Here is a 22,163-nt window from a genome sequence, read left to right on the forward strand (position 1 = left end):
GATGTCTTCAACCACCCAAAAATCCATCGATATCAAAAAAAGTCTGGTTGAGGCGATTCTGGCCGGCCTGATTGCCCTGATCGTGTTCGGCCCGATTGTCGGCGTCGTGCTCGAAGGCTACAGCTTCAACCTCGAACCAACCCGCGTGGCGTGGCTTATCGGCATTGTCATGATCGGCCGCTTTGCCTTGAGTCTGTTTCTGCAGACGCCCAAGGGCCTGAAGATTCTCGACGGATTCGAGAGCACCGGGTCCGGTGTGCATGTGCTGCCTGCCGATCACAAATCACGCCTGCGCTGGATCATTCCACTGCTGATCGTGCTCGCGGTCATCGTGCCGTTTGTCTCCAACTCGTACCTGCTGGGCGTGGTCATCCTCGGATTGATCTACGTGCTGCTGGGGCTGGGGCTGAACATCGTGGTCGGTCTGGCCGGTCTGCTCGACCTCGGTTACGTGGCGTTCTACGCCATCGGCGCCTACGGTCTGGCGCTGGGTTATCAATACCTCGGGCTGGGCTTCTGGACCGTGCTGCCACTGGCGGCGATCACCGCGGGCCTGGCCGGCTGCATCCTCGGTTTTCCGGTGCTGCGTCTGCACGGTGACTACTTGGCGATCGTGACCCTGGGCTTCGGTGAAATCATTCGCCTGATCCTCAACAACTGGCTGTCGCTGACCGGCGGGCCGAACGGCATGCCGGCGCCACTGCCGACCTTCTTCGGTCTGGAATTCGGCAAGCGGGCCAAGGATGGCGGGGTACCGTTCCATGAGTTCTTCGGCATCGCCTACAACCCGGACGTGAAGTATTACTTCATTTACACGGTGTTGTTCCTGGTGGTACTGGCCGTGCTGTACATCAAGCATCGGCTGGTGAAAATGCCGGTGGGTCGCGCCTGGGAAGCGCTGCGCGAAGATGAAATCGCCTGCCGCTCGATGGGCCTCAACCATGTGCTGGTCAAGCTCTCGGCGTTCACTATCGGTGCATCCACCGCCGGGCTGGCCGGGGTGTTTTTCGCCACCTATCAAGGCTTCGTCAACCCGACCTCGTTCACCTTCTTCGAATCGGCGCTGATCCTCGCCATCGTCGTGCTCGGCGGCATGGGCTCGACCATCGGCGTGGTGATTGCAGCGTTCGTGCTGACGGTTGCCCCGGAGCTGCTGCGCGGCTTCGCTGAATACCGCGTGCTGCTGTTCGGCATCCTGATGGTGTTGATGATGATCTGGCGACCTCGCGGGCTGATTCGCATCAGCCGTACCGGGGTCACTCCACGCAAAGGTGCCATTCACTATGAGAGGACTGCGCCATGAGTGAAGTCGTACTCTCTGTGGAAAAACTGATGATGCACTTCGGTGGCATCAAGGCCCTGAGCGATGTAAGCCTCAAGGTCAAACGCAACTCGATCTTCGCCCTGATCGGCCCCAACGGCGCCGGCAAGACCACGGTGTTCAACTGCCTGACCGGGTTCTACAAGGCCTCCGGCGGCAAGATCGAACTCAACGTGCGCGGCAAGCAGACCAACGTCATCCAGCTGCTGGGCGAGTCGTTCAAACCGACCGACTTCGTCTCGCCGAAAAGCTTCCTCAGTCGCCTGTACTACAAGATGTTCGGCGGCACCCATTTGGTGAACCGCGCCGGCCTGGCCCGGACATTCCAGAACATTCGCCTGTTCAAGGAAATGTCGGTGCTGGAGAACCTGCTGGTGGCGCAGCACATGTGGGTCAACCGCAACATGCTCGCCGGCATCCTCAACACCAAGGGCTACCGCAAGGCCGAAAGTGATGCGCTGGACTGCGCGTTCTACTGGCTGGAAGTGGTGGATCTGGTGGACTGCGCCAACCGTCTGGCCGGTGAACTGTCCTACGGCCAGCAACGCCGTCTGGAAATCGCCCGGGCCATGTGCACGCGGCCGCAGATCATCTGCCTCGACGAACCGGCTGCTGGCCTCAACCCTCAGGAAACCGAAGCGCTGAGCGCGATGATCCGGCTGCTGCGCGACGAGCACGATCTGACCGTGGTGCTGATCGAACACGACATGGGCATGGTCATGAGCATTTCCGACCACATCGTGGTGCTGGATCACGGCGTGGTCATCGCCGAAGGCGGGCCTGAAGCCATTCGCAACGATCCGAAAGTGATTGCCGCCTACCTGGGCGCCGACGAAGAGGAGCTGGTATGAGCAAACCGATCCTCGAACTCAAAGACCTGGACGTGTTCTACGGCCCGATCCAGGCCCTCAAGGGCGTGTCGCTGCAGATCAACGAAGGCGAGACCGTCAGCCTGATCGGCTCCAACGGCGCGGGTAAATCGACGCTGCTGATGTCGATCTTCGGCCAGCCGCGCGCGGCGAGTGGGCAGATCCTCTATCAAGGCGTCGACATCACCCACAAGTCCTCGCACTACATCGCCTCCAACGGCATCGCGCAGTCGCCGGAAGGGCGGCGGGTGTTCCCCGACATGACCGTCGAGGAGAACCTGCTGATGGGTACCATCCCGATCGGCGACAAATATGCCAAGGAGGATATGCAGCGCATGTTCGAGCTGTTCCCGCGGCTCGAAGAGCGCCGCACTCAGCGGGCGATGACCATGTCCGGCGGCGAGCAGCAGATGCTCGCCATTGCCCGTGCGCTGATGAGCCGGCCGAAGCTGTTGTTGCTCGATGAACCGAGCCTGGGCCTGGCGCCGATCGTGGTGAAGCAGATCTTCGCCACCCTGCGGGAACTGGCGAAAACCGGCATGACCATTTTCCTCGTCGAGCAGAACGCCAACCATGCGTTGAAGCTGTCGGATCGGGCGTACGTGATGGTCAACGGCGAGATTCGTCTGACCGGTACCGGTAAGGAGTTGTTGGTGAATGAGGAGGTGCGTAACGCTTACCTGGGCGGGCACTGATTCTGCTTGAGTTGTCCACAAAGCCCCGCGACGAAAGTCGCGGGGCTTTTTACATCCCAAGTCCCGCACAAATCCCTTGTGGGAGCGGGCTTGCTCGCGAAGAGGGTGTGTCAGATAACGCCGTGTTTTATGACACATCCTCTTCGCGAGCAAGCCCGCTCCCACAGTTGATCTGCGCCAGATTTCAGAATTGTGGAAAACAAATTCCCATAGCTGCCAAAGCGCGACATATAGACGCTGCAAATGGCTGTTTTTCCACAGTTTTGACTTGTCCCCGTTTACTGTGGAGCTGGCTGTGAATAACGTGGGAGTAGCTGGCTGAAGCCCTTGTGTTCCGTGGCTTGCAGGCTGGTGATCGCTTTTTGATCAGGCGTTTTTGCTGGAGCTGAAGACGCTGTTGTCAACCTTTTTCTAGGGTGTGCTGTGGAGACAATTACGTGTGAGCAAGCCTGTGGATAAGTCTGTGACTAAACTCTGGAAAGACTCCGCTGAGGGCCGTAATTACTGGCCTCGCGCAATCACTGCGCTGACCGGTCGGTCGTGCAAAATGCCATCTCCGGCACATCAGCCGCTTCAGGGTCAAGCAAAAAACTTTCTGTTTCCCGCGCAAAGCCTTGTATGGCGCGGCTTTGCGCGTTTCCACTTGCCCCCGGAAACTGTGGAAGGGACTGTGGATAACGTGCGTGCACATGGCTACAGGCCAAGCCACATACGGTGTAGCGACGATTGATCAAATTTTGATCGGAAGATGTCCCGGTGCGGGTGTTGCTCGTAAATGCCGGGCCGGGCATGCTGGCTGCTGATTTTCTATTCCAATGGCTGCGCTGGCGGCCGACGCAAGGAGAACACGATGTCCAACACCCTGTTTATTACCGGCGCAACCTCCGGTTTTGGTGAAGCCTGTGCCCGTCGTTTCGCCGAGGCTGGCTGGAAACTGGTGTTGACCGGCCGTCGTGCAGAACGTCTCGACGCGCTGTGCGCCGAGTTGTCGAAGCAGACTGAAGTGCATGGTCTGGTGCTCGACGTGCGTGACCGCAAGGCGATGGAAGAGGCAATTGCCAATCTGCCGCCGTCGTTCGCCAAGCTGCGTGGCCTGATCAACAACGCCGGGCTGGCGCTGGGCGTCGATCCGGCACCCAAATGCGACCTCGACGACTGGGACACCATGGTCGATACCAACGTCAAAGGTCTGATGTACAGCACTCGTCTGCTGCTGCCGCGGTTGATCGCTCACGGCCGTGGCGCCGGTATCGTCAACCTCGGCTCCATCGCCGGCAACTACCCGTACCCGGGCAGCCACGTGTATGGCGCGACCAAGGCGTTCGTTAAGCAATTCTCGCTGAACCTGCGTTGCGACCTGCAGGGCACTGGCGTGCGTGTCAGCAACATCGAGCCGGGTCTGTGCGAAAGCGAGTTCTCGCTGGTGCGCTTTGCCGGTGACCAGGAACGCTACAACGCCACTTACGCCGGTGCTGAGCCGATCCAGCCGCAGGACATCGCCGAGACCATCTTCTGGGTGCTCAACGCCCCGGCGCACATCAACATCAACAGCCTGGAGCTGATGCCGGTGAGCCAGACCTGGGCGGGGTTTGCGATCGAGCGTAACAAGGCCTGACACCGCGTTGAGGCCATTCGCGAGCAAGCTCGCTCCCACATTTGATCGCGGTCTCATGTGGGAGCGAGCTTGCTCGCGAAGGGGCCGTCACAGGCAATAAATACCGATAAGGTAAACTCTCCTCGCAACAACCCCACCGCACCCTGCGGTTTTCAAGGTTTTCAAGGTTTTCAAGGTTTTCGAGGAGTTAAAGTGAGTAACCGAGGTGAGCAGTCACTGCTCAAACAATCGACCATCCTGATGTTCGCGGTGTCGATTGCCGGGATCGTCACCGGTTTTGTTTCAGGTTCGCAATCCATCCTTTTCGATGGTTTTTTCTCGCTGATCGCAACGTTCATCAAAGTGCTGATGCTGATCACCGCCCGGCTGATCGCCAAAGAAAGCAATCACCGCTTCCAGTTCGGTTTCTGGCATCTGGAGCCGATGGTGCTGCTGATCGAAGGCAGCTTCCTGCTGTTGATCGCGATCTATGCCTTTCTCAACGGTGTGTTCGGCATCATCAACGGCGGCCGCGACATCGAGCTGGGGCTGGTGATCATTTATGCGGCGGTGTTCACCGTCGTCGAATTCGCCTATTTCTTCTATGTGCGTCGGCGCAATCGCAAGCTCAAGTCCAGCCTGATCCAGTTCGACAACATCAGCTGGCTGGTGGACGCGATGCTCTCGGTCGGCCTGTTGATCAGTTTTCTCGCCGCGTTGCTGCTCAAGGCCCAGGGCTTTGACGAGTGGGCGAAGTTTGTCGACCCGCTGATCCTGATCGTGCTGGCGCTGACCATGTTGCCACCGGCGTTCAAAATCCTCGGCCCGGCACTGCGTGATGTACTGGGTATTGCCCCGGACACCCTGGATGATCAGGTGCGTCAGGTCATGGAAGCGGCGAAGGTCGAGCATGGTTTCGATGATTACGTGACCTACGTGCAGAAGCACGGGCGGGCGCGGTTTATCGAGATTCATGTGGTGTTGCCGGCGGATTATGCGCTGAGCAGCGTAGGTCAGCTGGATGTGTTGCGGGAGGAAATCTCGGCGCAGCTCGGCGAGCCGGATGCGGCACGCTGGTTGACGATCAGCTTTACCGGTGACAAGAAGTGGATTGCCTAGAGACCGTGTAACGGCTATTCGCGAGCAAGCCCGCTCCCACAGGGATCCAGGCTGTTCACAGATTATGTGTTCGCCGAAATTCCCCTGTGGGAGCGGGCTTGCTCGCGAAAGCTATTTTTCAATCAACGCAGATATTCAGCCAGCCCGCTGTAGCACGTCGCCAGGTGATAAGGCGTCGTCGAAGGCATGTCCTTGCGGCTGACCTCTCCCAGCTCATCTCGGCATTCATGCCACCCGCCCGCGTGCAGAAAACGCTGCTGCAGCGCCTGCAACTGGCGCAGCACGGTGCCTTCGCTGTTCGGGCGCAAGGTCAGGGCGCGCAGGTATTCCGCCTGCGCCCAGATGCGCTGAGTCGAATCTTTCGGGCGACCGTCCAGTTCCAGATCGAGCATTGCCCGCACGGCGCCGGATGGCTGTTCAACGCCGAATTGCTCGGTGAAAGCGAAGGCTCGCTCCAGCGCCGCGTGCAGTTTCGAACCACGCAGCAGGGCTGAAGACTCAAGCAGGAAATACCATTCGAACTGATGCCCTGGCTCGTACCAGTTATCCACAGCCCCCAGTGGTTTTTCCATCAACACGCCATGTTGCGGGTCGACGAACTGCTTGTGCATGGCTGTGCATAACTCGACCAGCGCTTTCTGCGTCGCCGCGTCTTCGCGTACCTCGAGGGTGGCGAGGAACGCCTCGGCCAGGTGCATCAGCGGGTTTTGCAGCGGGCCGGTTTGCAGGGTGATCCAGTCGCGGTCCAGGCACGCTTCGTACAGGCCGTCACCGGTGGCGAAGCGCCGACCGATGATTTCCAGTGCGGCGTTCAGCGTGGATTCCACCAGCGGCTCCCGGGACTTGGCCCAGTAATGGGCGCAGGCGAACAGGATGAAAGCGTGGGTGTAGAGGTCTTTGCGCTGATCCAGCGGCTTGCCTTGCGCGTCGACGCTGTAGAACCAGCCGCCGTGCTCGGCGTCGTGGAACTGCCGTTGCAGCGAGCGGAACAGCGCGGCGGCGCGCACCTCGGCGTTATCCACAACCCCGATCAGGCTGGAAAACAGGTACAGCTGCCGTGCGCAGGCCATCGCCCGATAGCGTTGCGGTGGCAAAGGTTGATGCGCCGCGTCGAGTGCCTCGTAGGGCAGCGCCATGTCGGCGTTCCAGCCCGGACCTTGCCAAAGCGGCACGATCACGTTCAGAAAGTGCTGTTGCACATCGCTGAACAGGGCGGTCAATTCGGGCAGGGAGGTGGAGCGGCAAGCATGGGGCATTGGCGGACGTCGTCACGGCTGGGGCGATTGCGCGACATGGTAGCAGAGCGACGGCCTGATGAGACGCGGTGTCTGTCAGTCCGCCTTCGCGAGCAAGCCCGCTCCCACAGGTTTTGTGTACACCGCAAATCCAGGGTGGGAGCGGGCTTGCTCGCGAAGAGGCCGGTTCAGGCGATAAAGATCAGCCGGCCAGCAACCATGCACCGGTCAGCGCCGAAGCAGCCCCCGCCACTCGCACCAATGGTGCAGCAGCCTGAGGCAACACGCGCACCAGGCCATAACCCGCCGCATGCAACGCCGCCGTCGCCGCGACAAAACCGGCGGCATACGCCCAAGGGTTGCTCATGTCCGGCAGCTCCAGGCCATGCGCCACGCCATGGAACAGCGCAAACAACGCCGTTGCCGCCACCGCCATCACCAGCGGTGGACGCACCGTCAGTGCCACTGCCAGACCCAGCGCCAGCACCGAAGCGGCGATCCCGCTTTCCAGCGCCGGCAACTCCAGCCCTTCAAAACCGAGCATGCCGCCGATCAGCATGGTGCCGACAAACGTGCACGGTAGCGCCCAGCGTGCCGCGCCTTGCTGCTGCGCGGCCCACAGGCCGACTGCAACCATCGCCAGCAAGTGGTCGAGGCCGCCGATCGGGTGGCTGATGCCGGCGATCAAGCCGCTGTCGCCGTGGCCCGGGTGGGCGAAGGCGAGTGCCGGGGTCAGCAGCAGCGCCACGGCGCCGAGAATGCGTTTGAGTGTCATGGATAAGCTTCCTTGTTGGTCATTGAATCAGGCGGCGTTCAGCAGGCCCTGGCGCTCGATGAAGGCGATGATCTCTTCCAGGCCCTGGCCGGTTTTCTGGTTGCTGAAGACGAATGGCTTGCCGTTGCGCATGCGCTGGGTGTCGCTATCCATCATTTCCAGCGAGGCACCGACCAGCGGCGCCAGGTCGATTTTGTTGATCACCAGCAGGTCGGACTTGCAGATCCCCGGGCCGCCCTTGCGCGGCAGCTTGTCGCCGGCGGAGACGTCGATCACGTAAATGGTCAGGTCTGACAGCTCCGGGCTGAAGGTTGCCGACAGGTTGTCGCCACCGGATTCCACCAGAATCAGGTCCAGCCCCGGAAAGCGCCGGTTCAGTTGATCGACGGCTTCGAGGTTGATCGAAGCGTCTTCGCGGATCGCCGTGTGCGGGCAGCCACCGGTTTCCACGCCGATGATCCGCTCCGGTGCCAGCGCTTCGTTGCGCACCAGAAAGTCGGCGTCTTCGCGGGTGTAGATGTCGTTGGTAACGACGGCCAGGTTGTAGCGATCGCGCAACGCCAGGCACAGGGCCAGGGTCAATGCAGTCTTGCCGGAACCGACCGGGCCGCCGATGCCGACGCGCAGGGGTTGTGTGTTCATGTGCTTCTCCAAGATGACAGGCCCTAAGAGCGAAACAGACGGCTGTATTGGCGCTCATGCGCCATGCACGCCAGAGACAGGCCGAATGCGGCGCTGCCGATGTGTTCGGGATTGATGCGGGTGGCGTCCTGCTGCGCCTGTTGCAGCAACGGCAACAGTTCGCTGGTCAGGCGCTGGGCGGCTTGCTGGCCCAGCGGCAGGGTTTTCATCAGTACCGCGAGCTGGTTTTCCAGCCAGCTCCATAGCCACGCAGCGAGGGCGTCCTGTGGGCTGATCTGCCAGGCGCGGGCAGCGAGTGCCCAGCCAAGGGCCAGGTGCGGTTCAGCGCATTGCTCAAGAAAGCTGCGGGCCGGCGTGTCGAGTTCCGGCAGACCGTTGAGCAATTGCTGCAGCGAGTAGCCCATCTGCCGGCTCTCCAGATGCAACTCGCGGGTCTCGCGGCTGGCGCGGTGGGTTTCGCAGAGATGCAGCAACTCGGGCCAGTTTTCCTCGGCCGCGGCCTGACAATGGGCAAGCAGCAGCGGCGCCTCGAAACGCGCGAGGTTGAGCAGTAGTTGATCGCTGATCCAGCGGCGGGCACTGTCAGGGTCGTTCACTCGGCCGTTATCCACCGCCATTTCCAGGCCTTGCGAATAGCTGTAGCCGCCAATCGGCAGTTGCGGACTGGCCAGGCGCAGCAGCGCCCAGGCCGGATTCACAGGCGTACGCCGAACTGATGGAGTTTGGGCGCGTAGTTGAAATCTTCGTCGCCATGCCGCGAATGGTGATGGCCGCCGCCGTAGGCACCGTGTTCCGGTTGGAACGGCGCTTCAATCGCCTCGACCTGGGCGCCGAGCTGTTCGAGCATGGCCTTCAGCACGTAATCGTCGAGCAAACGCAGCCAGCCATCGCCGACTTGCAAGGCGACGTGGCGATTGCCCAGATGATAGGCGGCGCGGGTCAGTTCGAAGGCATTGGCGCAGGTGACGTGCAGCAGTTGCTCGGGGCGGGCGCAGACGCGAACGATGCGGCCGTCCTCGGCCTGCAGGCATTCGCCGTCATATAACGGTGCCTGACCGCGCTCCAGAAACAACCCGACGTCTTCGCCATCGGCACTGAAACAGCGCAGACGGCTTTTGCTCCGCGCTTCGAAGGTCAGGTGCAACTCGGCGGACCAGACAGGTTGAGGGTCGATTCTGCGATGAATCACCAGCATCGGAAAGCTTCCAGCAGTGGACTTGTAGGAGGGCTAGAGCAAGGGGCTTGCCAACCGGACGAGATGTAGGAAATCCCTGTCGGAGCGTAGAGAATGTTTCAAGATGTTGCAGAATTTTGGAAGGTTTTGGTGCGTGAAGATTTTTACATGCACCAAATGTGAGCGGCGGTGCATGACCAATGTGGGAGCGGGCTTGCTCGCGAAAGCGGTGCATCAGTCAACAATGAAGTGACTGACCCACCGCTTTCGTCGGATCGCCGCCCGGAGCAAGCCCGCTCCCACAGGGATTTGTGTTGGGTTTGAAAAAAGGGGAATTACTCGGTACTGCCCAACCCTTGCCAGTGCTTGAGGCCGATAAAGATGAAGCGCAATTGCTGGGTGATCTTCGCCTGCGGCGTCAGATGCTCCGGCAGGGCCTCGGCGGGCGGGTCAATGATGTCCGGCAGAGTGGCGAACACCGATTTGACGATCAGGTCGGCGATTACGCTCAGCCCGGCAGCGTCCAGATGCTGCAACTTGGGCATCAATGTCAGGTCGGCCGCGAGGTCGGCGCTGATGTTTTCGCGCAGACGGCCAATCGCCTGACGCACCGGCTGCGAGCCGCCGTATTGCTCACGAGCGAGAAACAGGAACTGCGAACGGTTGGCGCTGACCACGTCGAGGAAGATCCGCACCGACGCATCGATGATCCCGCCCATGACGAATTCGTTGTGGCGCACCAGGCGGATGGTTTCGCGGAAGGTCTGACCGACTTCACTGACCAGCACCAGACCCAGCTCGTCCATGTCAGCGAAATGCCGATAGAAACCGGTGGGCACGATGCCGGCGGTCTTGGTCACTTCGCGCAGGCTCAGGCTGCCGAAACCTCGGCCGCTTTCCATCAAATGGCGGGCGGCGTCCATCAGGGCGTTGCGGGTCTGTTGTTTCTGTTCGGCGCGGGGCAGCATCGCAAAGGCGTTTTCTTGAGCGGGACAAGCGCCGCACTCTAGCAAATCGGCTTTGCTGGCGTCGAACGGCAGGGGGAAAAGTCAGCAGGAAAAAAGGTTTCGCAGATTGTCGGTACTGAAAAAGTCAAAAGCCCAATCCGGTGATTGGGCTTTTTTTCCAGGCCGCCATGGGCTTAGCTCAAAGCGCTGTTGCGTTCGATCACACGGTCACCACCGCCTTCGGCAACGGCTTGGCCCAGTGGGGTTTTATCGAAACCGTCTTCAGCCAGGGTCTGGCCTTGTGGAGTACGGTCGCTGCCATCGGAAGCCAGGGTCTGACCTTGTGGAGTTTTGTCATAGCCGTCTTCAACCAGACCTTTCTGTTCCAGGCGATCACGGCCGCCTTCTGCTACAGCTTGACCTTGTGGGGTCTTGTCGTAGCCATCTTCAACCAGACCTTTTTCTTCCAGACGATGACGACCGTTTTCAGCCAGAGTCTGACCTTGTGGAGTACGGTCGCTGCCGTCAGCCGCCACAGTCTGGCTGAACACCGAGTGGCTGGATTTCACTTGTGGGGTAGCCTGATCGGCAGCGGGCAGGGCAAAAGCGGTGCTGGCTAGCATCGACAGGGTAAGGCTGAGCAGTAATTGGCGTTTCATGATGGGTTGCTCCTTGGGAGGGCGATAAAGTGGGTACGAAGCCAATGCTACTCTCGATAAGTCGATATAAAAGTTCATAAACGCAATGGTAATAATCAACAGAATTGATTGTTCTGCGGGAGCGCTCTAGCTCGGGCATTTGCGGGCGGTGGTTTTGCACCGCAGTGGGTATTTTCGACTCACTCGCGCCTCGCAAATGTGCGGGCAGCGGTAACGCTGTTCGACCAATCGGTCAGCATTCGGGCGATTTTTTGCCGCGGAATCTATATTCCGATTAAACCTGCGCACTGTTTGCCAGTCGTAGAATTCATGAGGGCCGCTTTGGCCCGCCGTTTCAGCTGTGCGTCGCGAAGTCGGCGTGCGGTCGTCATCAGGAGTTTTGTGCATGACGCGCACCGGAAAAATCTTCAGTTGGACCTTCGCCATCCTCGTACTGCTGCTGGCGGTACTGGTTCTGATCATCGTGTTCTTCGACTGGAACCGGATCAAACCGCCGCTCAACGCCAAAGTCTCGGAAGAATTGCATCGTCCGTTCGCCATCAATGGCAACCTCGCGGTGATCTGGCAGCGTGAGCCGGACGAGGGCGGCTGGCGGGCCTGGGTGCCGTGGCCGCATGTGGTGGCTGAAGACCTGACGCTGGGCAACCCGGACTGGTCGAAGCAGCCGCAGATGGTTACGCTCAAACGCGTGGAACTGCGCATCTCGCCGCTGGCACTGCTGGCGCAACGGGTGACGATCCCGCGCATCGACCTGACCGAACCCAACGCGCAACTGCAACGCCTGGCCGATGGCCGCGCCAACTGGACCTTCAAGTTCGACCCGAAAGACCCGAATGCCGAACCGTCGAACTGGGTGGTGGACATCGGAGCCATTGGTTTCGACAAGGGCCACGTCACCCTGGATGACCAGACACTCAAGACTAATCTCGACGTGTTGATCGATCCGCTGGGCAAACCGATTCCGTTCAGCGATATCGTCGGCGCCAAAGCCGCGAAGACCGCGCAGGACAAGGGCGCCGCGCCGCAGGACTATGCATTCGCGCTGAAGGTCAAAGGCCAGTACCACGGTCAGAATCTTACCGGCCAGGGCAAGATAGGCGGATTACTGGCGTTGCAGGACGCGAACAAGCCATTCCCGCTGCAGGCTCAGGCGAAGATCGGCGCCACTAGCATCGAACTCGCTGGCACCTTGACCGACCCGCTCAACCTCGGCGCCCTCGATCTGCGTCTGAAACTGGCCGGCGCCAGCCTCGGCAACCTCTATCCACTGACCGGCGTGACCCTGCCGGACACGCCGCCGTACGCCACCGACGGCCATCTGATTGCCAAGCTGCATGATGCCGCCGGTGCGAAATTCACTTATGAACAGTTCAACGGCAAGATCGGCGGCAGTGACATTCACGGCGATCTGACCTACGTCGCCAGCCAGCCACGGCCCAAGCTCAGCGGCGCGTTGCTGTCCAATCAATTGCTGTTCGCCGACCTCGCGCCGCTGATCGGCGCCGACTCGAATGACAAGCAGAAGGCCCGCGGCGGCGAGAGCAAGCAGCCGACCGACAAAGTGCTGCCGGTGGAAGAATTCAAGACCGACCGCTGGCGCGCGATGGATGCCGACGTCGAGTTCACCGGCAAGCGCATCGTTCACAGCGAAAAGCTGCCGTTCACCGACCTCTATACCCACCTGAAACTCAACGACGGCGAACTCAGCCTCGAACCGCTGCGCTTCGGCGTGGCCGGCGGCAATCTGGACGCGCAGATCCGCCTCAATGGTCGCACCGAACCGCTGGAAGGCCGGGCCAAACTGACTGCGCGCGGCTTCAAGCTCAAGCAGTTGTTCCCGACCTTCGAACCGATGAAAACCAGCTTCGGTGAGCTCAACGGTGATGCTGATATCAGCGGTCGCGGCAACTCGGTGGCCAAGCTGCTCGGCGGCGCCAATGGCAAGTTGAAGATGCTGATCAACGACGGGGCGATCAGCCGTGAGCTGATGGAACTGGCGGGACTCAACGTCGGTAACTACGTGGTCGGCAAGATTTTTGGCGACAAGGAAGTGAAGATCAACTGCGCGGCGGCGGACTTCGACATCAAGACTGGCCTGGCGACCACGCGGCTGTTTGTGTTCGATACCGAGAACGCGATCATCTACATCGACGGCACCGCGAACATGGCCACCGAGCAATTGGACCTGACGGTGACACCAGAGTCCAAAGGCTGGCGTCTGATTTCGCTGCGTTCACCGTTGTACGTGCGCGGCAAGTTCATCAAGCCGGACGCCGGGGTCAAGGCCGTGCCGTTGATGCTACGCGGGGCGGGGATGGTGGCGCTGGGCGTGATTGCTGCACCGGCGGCGGGGCTGTTGGCGCTGGTGGCGCCGAGCGGCGGGGAGCCGAATCAGTGTGCGCCTCTGCTTGAGCAGATGAAGGCGGGCAAGGCGCCAGTGACCGTCAAGCCAACCAAGTAAATCTTCAGCGTCTGTAAACGCGTCATCGCGAGCAGGCTCACTCCTACAGGTACAGCGCAAAACTTGTAGGAGTGAGCCTGCTCGCGATAGCGGTATCAAAGGTTCAGAGGTCTTTCAGAATGTCGGCCATGTCATCCGCGTGCTCTTCTTCCTGCGCGAGGATGTCTTCGAAGATGCGCCGGGTGGTCGGGTCTTTCTCGCCGATGTACTGGATGATCTCGCGGTAGCTGTCGATGGCGATCCGCTCGGCCACCAGGTCTTCGTAGACCATTTCCTTCAAGGTGTTCCCCGCCACATATTGAGCGTGGGACATTTTCGACAGCAGGTCCGGATTGAACTCCGGCTCGCCGCCCAGTTGCACGATGCGCTCGGCCAGACGGTCGGCGTGTTGCGCTTCCTGGGTCGCGTGTTCGAGGAATTCTTCGGCGGCCACGTGGGCTTTCACGCCGTTGGCCATGAAGTAATGACGCTTGTAACGCAGCACGCAGACCAGCTCGGTGGCCAGCGACTCGTTGAGCAAGCGCAGCACCTCGTCACGGTCGGCGCTGTAGCTCTCGGTTACCGCGCCGTTCTCGACGTGTTGTCGCGCACGTTCGCGCAGGGTTTTGACATCTGACAAGTGCAGGTCGTCGCTCATGTTGATCTCCAGGAGGCTAATCCAATGGCGCCACGCTCTACAGGCGTGATCGGTTACCCAAGTTGTGAGTCCTGAGCGACGCAAAAAGTTTTATGAGATTTCCGGCGACCTTGGTACCAGCCCGGACAACTGCGCTTCTTCGCGCAACCAGGCAAAAAATGCCCGCACCGGCGGATGCCGCTCCCGTCCCGGCACACACAGCGCGCTGTATCCGGCACCATCGACTTGCACCTGCCCCTTGTACGGCACCAGCAACCCACTGGCGACGCTCTGCGACACCAGAATATTGCTCGCCAGCACCAGACCTTGCCCGGCAATCGCCGCTTGCAAGGCGTAATGCTCCTCATCGTATTCACGGATCGCCGGATGCTGGTTCAGCCACGACTCGCCGGAGCGAGCGCACCACGCTTCCCAGCCATGGGCATACAGCTTCGAGTTGTGCCAGCGCACGCTGATCAGCGCCGGCGTGCGCCGGGCGGCCAGCGCCACCTGTTCCGGCGAGCCGTACACGCCGAAGGTCTCATCGAACAGGCACAAGCCGTAAAGGTTGGGGTAGTCGTCGAGGCTATAGCGCAGCACCAGATCGACGCTAGCGTCCTGATGCAGGTCGATGACTTCGCAGTGGGTATCGAGGCGTACGTTGATGTTCGGGTGTTGCGCATAAAACCTTCCGAGGCGCGGCACCAGCCATAGCGCAGCAAACGCGGCGGTGGTCGACAGTGTCAGGCTGCTGCCACTGCGTTGCGGACGCAGGGTGTCGACGCTTTGTGCCACCTCCAGCAGCGCGCCGTGCAGGCTGCGAAACAGTCGCTCGCCCCCTTCGGTCAGGCGCACCTGACGCGGCAAACGCTCGAACAGCGCCACGCCGAGCCAGTCTTCCAGCGCTCGGATCTGATGGGAAATCGCCGTCGGTGTGACTGACAGCTCTTCAGCAGCGGCCTTGAAGCTCAACAGCCGCGAAGCGGATTCGAAGGCGCGCAGGGCGGTCAGCGGCAACGAGGCGAACATTCAATGCTCCATGGATGAAATGGATTCATCCCGACTGATTTTTGCTCAGTTGAGACAGCGGCGGGTCGGCGCCAATCTGGCGCTACACAGCCATTCAAGTCTAGTCCCAAGGAGATTCAGATGAGCAAGATTCTTGCGATCCATGCCAGTCCACGGGGTGACCGTTCGCATTCACGGCGCCTCGCGGAAAGCTTTCTCAGTGCCTGGCAATTACGTCATCCGCAGGCGCAGGTCACCCGCCGTGAAGTCGGACGGGCGCCGATTCCAGCGGTCAACGAAGCGTTCGTGGCGGCGGCGTTTTACCCTGAACCCGAAGCACGGCCGCTGTCGATGCAGGCCGATCTGGCGCTCAGCGATCAACTGGTCGGCGAGTTGTTCGAGCATGACCTGCTGCTGATTTCCACGCCGATGTACAACTTCAGCGTACCCAGCGGCCTCAAGGCGTGGGTCGATCAGATCGTGCGTCTGGGCCTGACGTTCGACCACACCCTGGACAACGGCGTGGCCCAGTACACGCCGCTGCTGCAAGGCAAGAAAGCGCTGATCGTCACCAGTCGTGGCGGTTTCGGCTTCGGCCCCGGCGGCGAACTGGAAGCGTTGAATCATGCCGATCCGTGGTTGCGCACCGCGCTGGGCTTTATCGGCATCAACGACGTCAGCGTGGTCGCGGCCGAGGGCGAGGAATCGGCCGAGCGCACCTTCGCGGTATCAGTGGCCGAGGCCGAGCAGCGTTTGCTCGACCTCGCCCGGACGTTCTAAGTGGCCTGGCTGTTCTTGCTGATCGCCGCCGGTTTCGAGGTGACTTTCGCCATGGGCATGAAGTACGCCGAAGGCTTCACCCGCTTGTGGCCGTCGCTGATCACGGTGGTGGCTGCGATTGGCGGGATTTACTTCCTGACGTTGGCGCTGCGCGAGTTGCCGGTGAGCATCGCCTATCCGATCTGGACGGCGATCGGCTCGCTGGGCACGGTGTTTCTCGGTGTTGCCCTGCTCGGCGAGAGCCTGACTCTGGTCAAACTGCTGTCGGTGGGGCTGATTGTGGCGGGGGTGGTGGGCCTGAAGTAGGCTGATGGTGCAGTTGTCATCATCAAGGAGGAGGCTTGGCGGGCGTTTTGCACGTCTGGCATCCACTCAGCGACCACAAGGATGTTTGCCCATGTCACAAAGTTCGGCGACACGTTATCCACTGGTACTGGTGCCGGGCATGCTCGGGTTTATCCGGCTGCTGCTGTATCCGTACTGGTACGGCATCATCAAGGCGTTGCGCCGTGGCGGGTCGACGGTGATTGCGGTGCAGGTATCGCCGCTCAATTCCACCGAGGTGCGTGGCGAGCAGTTGCTGGCGCGCATCGACGAAATTCTGCGCGAGACCGGCGCAGCCAGGGTCAATCTGTTCGGCCACAGCCAGGGTTCGCTGACCGCACGTTATGCTGCTGCCAAACGGCCGGATCTGGTCGCCTCGGTAACCTCCGTGGCCGGGCCCAATCACGGTTCTGAACTGGCCGACTATCTGCAGAAACACTACCCGGCGAACAGCGCCAAGGGCCGCGTGCTGGAGGTGCTGTTGCGTTTTGTCGGCTGGCTGATGGCGTTGCTGGAAACCGGTTACCACGGGCCGAAACTGCCGGTGGACATCCACGCTTCGCATCAATCGCTGACCAGCGAAGGCGTGGCGCTGTTCAATCAGCGTTATCCACAGGGCCTGCCCGAGACCTGGGGCGGTCACGGGCCGGAAGAGGTCAACGGCGTGCGTTATTACTCGTGGTCGGGGACGTTGCAACCGGGCAAAACTGATCGCGGTGGCAACCTGTTCGACGGCACCAACCGCAGCTGCCGCTTGTTCGCAAAAACCTTCGTGCGTGAGCCGGGGCAGTGTGACGGGATGGTCGGGCGTTACAGCTCGCACCTCGGCACGGTGATTGGCGACGACTATCCGCTGGATCACTTCGACATCGTCAATCAGTCGCTGGGGCTGGTGGGGAAGGGCGCGGATCCGGTGCGGTTGTTTGTCGAGCATGCGGCGCGGCTAAAGGCTGCCGGATTGTGACTCGCTTTTGTGGCGAGGGGATTTATCCCCGATGGGCTGCGCAGCAGCCCTTGTTTTGAGATAAATAGCGGGGTCGCTTCGCGCCCCTTCGGGGATAAATCCCCTCACCACAGGGCCAGATCAGGCAACGCTGAGTTTGCGGCCTAGAACGGTGGTCCAGCGCTCCGACAGAATCACCCCACCCAATGTCAACACCCCACCCACCAGGTGATACATCGCCAACTGCTCCTTCAGCACCACCGCCGCAATCAGCGCGGTAATCAGCGGCAGCAGGTTAAAGAACAACGTCGTGCGGCTCGGCCCCAGACGCTGCACCGCCTGCATCCACGCCAGCGGCGCAAGCATTGACGCCAGCAGGCACGCGTACAGCACCAGCGGAATGTTCTGCGCGGTGAAGCCGGTTTTCGGCGAGGCGGCGTACAGCGGAAACAGCACCACAATCGCCACCAGCACCTGCAGGTACAACAACACCAGCGGCGGCAGGCGCAGCTGCCATTTTTTCAGCAGGGTGCTGTAGATCGCGTAGGCCAGGGTGGCGATCAGCATCATCGCGTCACCCAGGTTCACTCCATGTTGCAGCAGCGCGCCGAGGCTGCCGGACGACACCACCACCAGCACGCCGGCGAACGACAGCACCGCGCCGAACAATGCCCCAGCGGTCAGGCGCTGGCCGAGGCTGATGATTGCCATAGCCAGCGACATCAGCGGCATCAGCGACAAAATGATGCCCATGTTGGTCGCCGTGGTCAGCGTCGCGGCGAAGTAGGCCAGGCTTTGATAGACCGCCATCCCGAGCACGCCGAGGATGAAGATCTTGCCCAAGTTCGGGCGGATCTGCGGCCAGTGCGCGATCACCGCTTTGAGCATGAACGGGGTGAACAGCAGACCGGCGAGCAGCCAGCGGTAGAAACCGATCTCGGCGGGGAAGATCGCCCCGACCGCCAGTTTGTTGATCACGGTATTGCCGGCCCAGATGAAAATCGCCAGCAGGGGAAACGCGTATTGCATGGGTTAAAACCAGAACGTTGATGAACGGTGATTATCGCCTGTCTGGATGCAGCCCTATACTGCGAACCGGACAACCTGCCACTGCAACCGGACAGCATGAACAGCAAACACATCGATCTGCTGGATTTCAGCGAACTGCCGTCGGCGGTGTACTTTCGCTATGCCGACTTCAACGCCCATGAATACGCGGCGCCGCACCGTCATCCGTGGGGCACGCTGGAGTACGCGGCCCACGGTGTGCTGCACATGGACGTCGACGGCAACCGCTTCATGTCGCCGCCGCACTACGCGGTGTGGGTGCCGCCGCAGGTCGAGCACAGTTTCTACAGCCATCAACCGGTCAACTACCGCGCGGTGTGCCTCGATCCGAAGGTTTGCGCCGATCTGCCGCCGCGCGCCTGCACGCTGGCAATCAGCGACATTCTCAAGGCGATTCTCAAGGACTTCGCCGCCCGCGACGTGAAAATCCCCGAACTGGATGCCGACCAGCGTCTGGCCCAGGTGTTGGTCGATCAATTGCAACAGGCGCCGGTGCATGAATGTTATCTGCCGTACGCAAGCAATCCCGGGTTGCTGGCGATCCTCGACGCCTTGCAGGCCGATCCGGGCAATAACCTCCCGCTGGCCCACTGGGCGGCGCAAGTGCACGTCAGCGAGCGTACGTTGGCCCGGCAGTTCGTGCGCGAACTGGGACTGAGTTTCGGCGAATGGCGTCAGCGCCTGCGTTATCTCGCGGCGATCGAGGCGCTGGAAAGCACGAAGAGCGTGCAGGAAATCGCTTTCGATCTCGGCTACAGCAGCGGCTCGGCGTTCATTGCCATGTTTGCCCGGCAGGCCGGGTGTACGCCGGAACAGTATCGGCGTAGCCACGTGGAAGGCAGGAAGGTGTAACAAGATTTGGCTACACTTCAGCGGAGGCCGCATCCATCGATGCGGCGACAAGGAGAAAACTCCATGAAGATGTTGCGTGTCCCTTTGTTGATGATCGGTCTGCTCCTGTGTTCCCAGGGTTTCGCCGCCACGGCGCAACAGAACAAAATGACCACCTGCAATGCTGACGCTACCGCCAAAAGCCTCAAGGGCGACGAGCGCAAGACTTTCATGAGCACTTGCCTCAAGGCTGCACCGGCCGCCAATGACGGCAAAGTGCTGACCCCGCAGCAGGAGAAAATGAAAACCTGCAACGCCGACGCGAAAACCAAGGCGCTGACCGGCGATGCGCGCAAGACCTTCATGAGTGATTGCCTGAAGAAAAAGTAAGCACTTGAGTCTTGTGGTGAGCGGGCTGGCCTCTTCGCGAGCAAGCTCGCTCCCACAGGAGTGCGCATTCCAATGTGGGAGCGAGCCTGCTCGCGAAGGGGCCATTGAGCACGACAATAGCCCCTGCATATCCCTAGTGCTCTCCCCGGATCGCTGGCAGACTGCCAATCCTTTTACGCCGTTCGTTTTGAGGCTGTATGCCAACGTTTTCTGAGCGTCATGTTGTGTTTTGGGTCAGCTGCATCATCATTTGCGGCGGTTTGTTGCTGGCGTTGCCGCTGCGCTTGTTGCCCAGCCTGCTGGCCGGTTTGCTGGTGTTCGAGCTGGTCAACATGCTCACCCCGCAACTGCAACGGCTGATCGAAGGTCGGCGTGCGCGCTGGCTGGCGGTGGCGCTGCTGGGCACCCTGGTGGTCAGTGTGCTGGCGCTGATCTTTGCTGGCGCCATCAGTTTCCTGCTGCACGAAGCGGAAAATCCGGGCGCCTCGCTCGACAAATTCATGGGCGTGGTCGATCGCGCGCGCGGCCAACTGCCGCCGTTCCTCGATGCCTACCTGCCGGCCAGCGCTGCGGAATTTCGCGTGGCCATCGGCGAATGGGCGAGCAAGCATCTGTCCGAGCTGCAACTGGTAGGCAAGGACGCGGCGCACATGTTTGTCACCCTGCTGATTGGCATGGTTCTCGGCGCGATCATTGCTCTGCAGCGAGTACCGGATCTGACCAAACGCAAACCGCTGGCCGCCGCCCTGTTCGACCGTCTGCATCTGGTGGTTCAAGCCTTTCGCAACATCGTCTTCGCGCAGATCAAGATTTCCCTGCTGAACACGTTCTTCACCGCGATTTTCCTGGTGGTGGTCTTGCCGCTGTTCGGCATCAAGCTGCCGCTGACCAAGACCCTGATCGTCCTGACGTTCCTGCTCGGCCTGCTGCCGGTGATCGGCAACCTGATGTCGAACACGCTGATCACCATCGTCGGTCTGTCGCTGTCGATCTGGGTGGCGGTGGCGGCGCTGGGCTATCTGATCTTTATCCACAAGCTCGAATACTTCCTCAACGCGCGCATCGTCGGCGGGCAGATCAGTGCCAAGTCGTGGGAATTACTGCTGGCGATGCTGGTGTTCGAAGCCGCGTTCGGCCTGCCGGGGGTGGTGGCGGGGCCGATTTATTACGCGTACCTGAAGAGTGAGTTGAAGCTGGGCGGGATGGTTTGATTCAAGCCTTATAGCGTTTGAAAGTGCCCTTTCGCGAGCAAGCCCGCTCCCACAGGTTCAGTGTGATCCTGTGGGAGCGGGCTTGCTCGCGAATGGCGCGCCGCTGATTCTGGATCAGGCCATCGAACCGTAGCGCTTCATCGCCTCAATCGCCAGACCGCTGCCAATGCTGCCAAAGATATTCCCTTCAACATGTCGCGCATTCGGCAGCATCGCCGAAACGCTGTTGCGCAGCGCCGGAATGCCGCTTGAACCGCCGGTGAAGAACACCGTATCGACCTGAGCCACCGACACGTTGGCATCGTTCAACAGCTGCGTAACGCTGCCGCGCACGCGCTCAAGCAAGGCGTCGATGGAGGATTCGAACAGGGCGCGGCTCAGTTCCACGCTCAGGCCCGGCTCAATACGGTCCAGCGGTACGTGGCGGCTGTCGGCGTGGGTCAACTGGATCTTGGTTTCTTCGACTTCCATCGCCAGCCAGTGCCCGGCGCGCTGTTCGATCAGCTTGAACAACCGGTCGATACCGCCGGTGTCTTCAATGTCGTAGCGCATGCTGCCCAGCGCCAGGGTGGATTTCTGCGAGTACACCGAGTTGATGGTGTGCCAGGTCGCCAGGTTCATGTGGTGACTGGTCGGCATGTAGGCGCCGCTCTTCATCCGGCTGCCGTAGCCGAACAGCGGCATCAGGCCTTGCAGGCTCAGCTGTTTGTCGAAGTCGGTCCCGCCGATGTGCACGCCGCCGGTGGCGAGGATGTCATCGTGGCGGTTGTCCATGCCGCGACGCTCGGGCGACAGACGTACCAGCGAGAAGTCCGAGGTACCACCGCCGATGTCGACGATCAGTACCAGCTCTTCTTTTTCGATGGTCGACTCGTAGTCGAATGCTGCAGCGATCGGTTCGTACTGGAACGACACGTCCTTGAAGCCGAGCTTGCGTGCCACTTCGACCAGGGTGTCTTCGGCTTCCTGGTCAGCCAGCGGGTCGTCATCGACGAAAAACACCGGACGCCCCAGCACCACTTGTTCGAACTCGCGACCGGCGGCGGTTTCGGCACGGCTCTTGAGCTGGCCGATGAACAGCCCCAGCAGATCCTTGAACGGCATCGCCGTGCCGAGCACGCTGGTGTCGTGCTTGATCAGCTTGGAACCGAGCAGGCTCTTGAGCGAGCGCATCAGCCGGCCTTCGTAGCCTTCCAGGTACTCGTGCAGGGCCAGACGACCGTAAACCGGACGGCGCTCTTCGATGTTGAAGAAGACCACCGACGGCAGGGTGATCTTGTCGTCTTCCAGCGCGATCATCGTTTCCATGCCGGGGCGCAGCCAGCCGACGGTGGAGTTGGAGGTGCCGAAGTCGATACCGCAGGCACGGGCTGGAGAGGCGTTGTTCATGTCTTTCGGGTTCCGGTCAAAAAACGGCCGCGCAGTGTATGTCAGTGCGCGGCAGATTCGAAGGCCGGTCATCTGCTATTTCACGACTAAGCTTCTTGAAAGTCGCAGCTTC

Annotated in this window: 23 protein-coding genes; 12 read left to right on the forward strand and 11 right to left on the reverse strand. The window is 60.8% G+C overall.

Features of this window, described 5'->3' with window-relative positions:
• The first annotated feature begins 1 nt into the window (after position 1).
• The 5 genes from livM (at position 2) to E3Z29_RS05475 (ending at position 5,598) form a co-directional block, all read left to right on the forward strand.
• Positions 2-1,303: a high-affinity branched-chain amino acid ABC transporter permease LivM gene (gene livM / locus E3Z29_RS05445; protein ID WP_007967484.1), complete on the forward strand. Its 1,302-nt coding sequence runs from the start codon at positions 2-4 to the stop codon at positions 1,301-1,303.
• A complete protein-coding gene (locus E3Z29_RS05450) occupies positions 1,300-2,172 on the forward strand; it encodes an ABC transporter ATP-binding protein (RefSeq protein ID WP_027613534.1) in 873 nt (290 codons plus the stop codon). Before livM ends, E3Z29_RS05450 begins: the two co-directional genes overlap by 4 nt.
• On the forward strand, positions 2,169-2,885 hold the full coding sequence (locus E3Z29_RS05455; protein ID WP_134785311.1) for an ABC transporter ATP-binding protein: 717 nt from the start codon (positions 2,169-2,171) through the stop codon (positions 2,883-2,885). Before E3Z29_RS05450 ends, E3Z29_RS05455 begins: the two co-directional genes overlap by 4 nt.
• 850 nt (positions 2,886-3,735) lie before the next feature.
• Complete coding sequence (locus E3Z29_RS05465) at positions 3,736-4,500, forward strand: SDR family oxidoreductase (RefSeq protein ID WP_027613536.1); 765 nt, start codon at positions 3,736-3,738, stop codon at positions 4,498-4,500.
• 192 nt (positions 4,501-4,692) lie between these two features.
• On the forward strand, positions 4,693-5,598 hold the full coding sequence (locus E3Z29_RS05475; protein WP_098966960.1) for a cation diffusion facilitator family transporter: 906 nt from the start codon (positions 4,693-4,695) through the stop codon (positions 5,596-5,598).
• A gap of 122 nt (positions 5,599-5,720) precedes the next feature.
• On the opposite strand, the gene E3Z29_RS05480 is transcribed toward E3Z29_RS05475, so the two are convergent.
• The 7 genes from E3Z29_RS05480 to E3Z29_RS05510 form a co-directional block, all read right to left on the reverse strand.
• Complete coding sequence (locus E3Z29_RS05480; protein WP_134785312.1) at positions 5,721-6,854, reverse strand: AGE family epimerase/isomerase; 1,134 nt, start codon at positions 6,852-6,854, stop codon at positions 5,721-5,723.
• Between the two features lie 181 nt (positions 6,855-7,035).
• Entirely contained in the window at positions 7,036-7,608 is a 573-nt protein-coding gene (locus tag E3Z29_RS05485; RefSeq protein WP_134785313.1) for a HupE/UreJ family protein, read from the reverse strand.
• A gap of 27 nt (positions 7,609-7,635) precedes the next feature.
• Complete coding sequence (ureG, locus tag E3Z29_RS05490; RefSeq protein WP_007966946.1) at positions 7,636-8,250, reverse strand: urease accessory protein UreG; 615 nt, start codon at positions 8,248-8,250, stop codon at positions 7,636-7,638.
• 23 nt (positions 8,251-8,273) lie between these two features.
• Positions 8,274-8,948, reverse strand: a complete 675-nt coding sequence (locus E3Z29_RS05495; protein ID WP_134785314.1) for an urease accessory protein UreF — start codon at positions 8,946-8,948, stop codon at positions 8,274-8,276.
• Positions 8,945-9,445, reverse strand: a complete 501-nt coding sequence (gene ureE, locus E3Z29_RS05500; RefSeq protein ID WP_003221180.1) for an urease accessory protein UreE — start codon at positions 9,443-9,445, stop codon at positions 8,945-8,947. Before ureE ends, E3Z29_RS05495 begins: the two co-directional genes overlap by 4 nt.
• 314 nt (positions 9,446-9,759) lie before the next feature.
• Positions 9,760-10,392: a TetR family transcriptional regulator gene (locus E3Z29_RS05505; protein ID WP_027613541.1), complete on the reverse strand. Its 633-nt coding sequence runs from the start codon at positions 10,390-10,392 to the stop codon at positions 9,760-9,762.
• Positions 10,393-10,565: 173 nt separating this feature from the next.
• Positions 10,566-11,030 carry a hypothetical protein gene (locus tag E3Z29_RS05510; protein ID WP_098966970.1) on the reverse strand — a complete coding sequence of 155 codons (465 nt, stop codon included), beginning with the start codon at positions 11,028-11,030 and terminating at the stop codon, positions 10,566-10,568.
• A 385-nt stretch (positions 11,031-11,415) separates the two neighbouring features.
• Between E3Z29_RS05510 and E3Z29_RS05515 the strand changes: the two genes are divergently transcribed.
• A complete protein-coding gene (locus E3Z29_RS05515) occupies positions 11,416-13,491 on the forward strand; it encodes an AsmA family protein (RefSeq protein WP_134785315.1) in 2,076 nt (691 codons plus the stop codon).
• Between the two features lie 103 nt (positions 13,492-13,594).
• Here E3Z29_RS05515 and E3Z29_RS05520 read toward each other — a convergent pair whose 3' ends face one another.
• Together E3Z29_RS05520 and E3Z29_RS05525 are read right to left on the reverse strand one after the other, a co-directional pair.
• Positions 13,595-14,128 carry a bacterioferritin gene (locus E3Z29_RS05520; RefSeq protein WP_027613544.1) on the reverse strand — a complete coding sequence of 178 codons (534 nt, stop codon included), beginning with the start codon at positions 14,126-14,128 and terminating at the stop codon, positions 13,595-13,597.
• 90 nt (positions 14,129-14,218) lie between these two features.
• Positions 14,219-15,136, reverse strand: coding sequence for a LysR substrate-binding domain-containing protein (locus E3Z29_RS05525; protein ID WP_134785316.1), 918 nt, complete (start codon positions 15,134-15,136; stop codon positions 14,219-14,221).
• Between the two features lie 120 nt (positions 15,137-15,256).
• Between E3Z29_RS05525 and E3Z29_RS05530 the strand changes: the two genes are divergently transcribed.
• The 3 genes from E3Z29_RS05530 (at position 15,257) to E3Z29_RS05540 (ending at position 17,183) form a co-directional block, all read left to right on the forward strand.
• Complete coding sequence (locus tag E3Z29_RS05530) at positions 15,257-15,895, forward strand: FMN-dependent NADH-azoreductase (protein ID WP_134785317.1); 639 nt, start codon at positions 15,257-15,259, stop codon at positions 15,893-15,895.
• Entirely contained in the window at positions 15,896-16,201 is a 306-nt protein-coding gene (locus E3Z29_RS05535) for a multidrug efflux SMR transporter (protein WP_098966977.1), read from the forward strand.
• A 91-nt stretch (positions 16,202-16,292) separates the two neighbouring features.
• A complete protein-coding gene (locus E3Z29_RS05540) occupies positions 16,293-17,183 on the forward strand; it encodes a triacylglycerol lipase (protein ID WP_098966979.1) in 891 nt (296 codons plus the stop codon).
• 120 nt (positions 17,184-17,303) lie between these two features.
• On the opposite strand, the gene E3Z29_RS05545 is transcribed toward E3Z29_RS05540, so the two are convergent.
• Complete coding sequence (locus E3Z29_RS05545) at positions 17,304-18,191, reverse strand: DMT family transporter (protein ID WP_108181533.1); 888 nt, start codon at positions 18,189-18,191, stop codon at positions 17,304-17,306.
• A 96-nt stretch (positions 18,192-18,287) separates the two neighbouring features.
• Here E3Z29_RS05545 and E3Z29_RS05550 point away from each other — a divergent pair, with 96 nt between their 5' ends.
• From E3Z29_RS05550 to E3Z29_RS05560, 3 genes are all read left to right on the forward strand, one after another.
• A complete protein-coding gene (locus E3Z29_RS05550; RefSeq protein ID WP_134787546.1) occupies positions 18,288-19,082 on the forward strand; it encodes a helix-turn-helix transcriptional regulator in 795 nt (264 codons plus the stop codon).
• Between the two features lie 63 nt (positions 19,083-19,145).
• Positions 19,146-19,451, forward strand: a complete 306-nt coding sequence (locus tag E3Z29_RS05555; protein ID WP_007966973.1) for a PsiF family protein — start codon at positions 19,146-19,148, stop codon at positions 19,449-19,451.
• Positions 19,452-19,648: 197 nt separating this feature from the next.
• The gene (locus E3Z29_RS05560; protein WP_027613551.1) at positions 19,649-20,662 is read left to right on the forward strand and encodes an AI-2E family transporter; all 1,014 of its coding nucleotides are present in this window, start codon (positions 19,649-19,651) and stop codon (positions 20,660-20,662) included.
• 114 nt (positions 20,663-20,776) lie between these two features.
• Here the strand turns inward: E3Z29_RS05560 and E3Z29_RS05565 are convergent, their stop codons facing one another.
• Entirely contained in the window at positions 20,777-22,051 is a 1,275-nt protein-coding gene (locus E3Z29_RS05565) for an Hsp70 family protein (protein ID WP_098966982.1), read from the reverse strand.
• Between the last annotated feature and the right edge of the window lie 112 nt (positions 22,052-22,163).

Origin of the sequence: Pseudomonas sp. S150 (genome assembly GCF_004526365.1) — a bacterium.
In the GTDB taxonomy this organism is placed as follows: Bacteria; Pseudomonadota; Gammaproteobacteria; order Pseudomonadales; family Pseudomonadaceae; genus Aquipseudomonas; species Aquipseudomonas putida_A.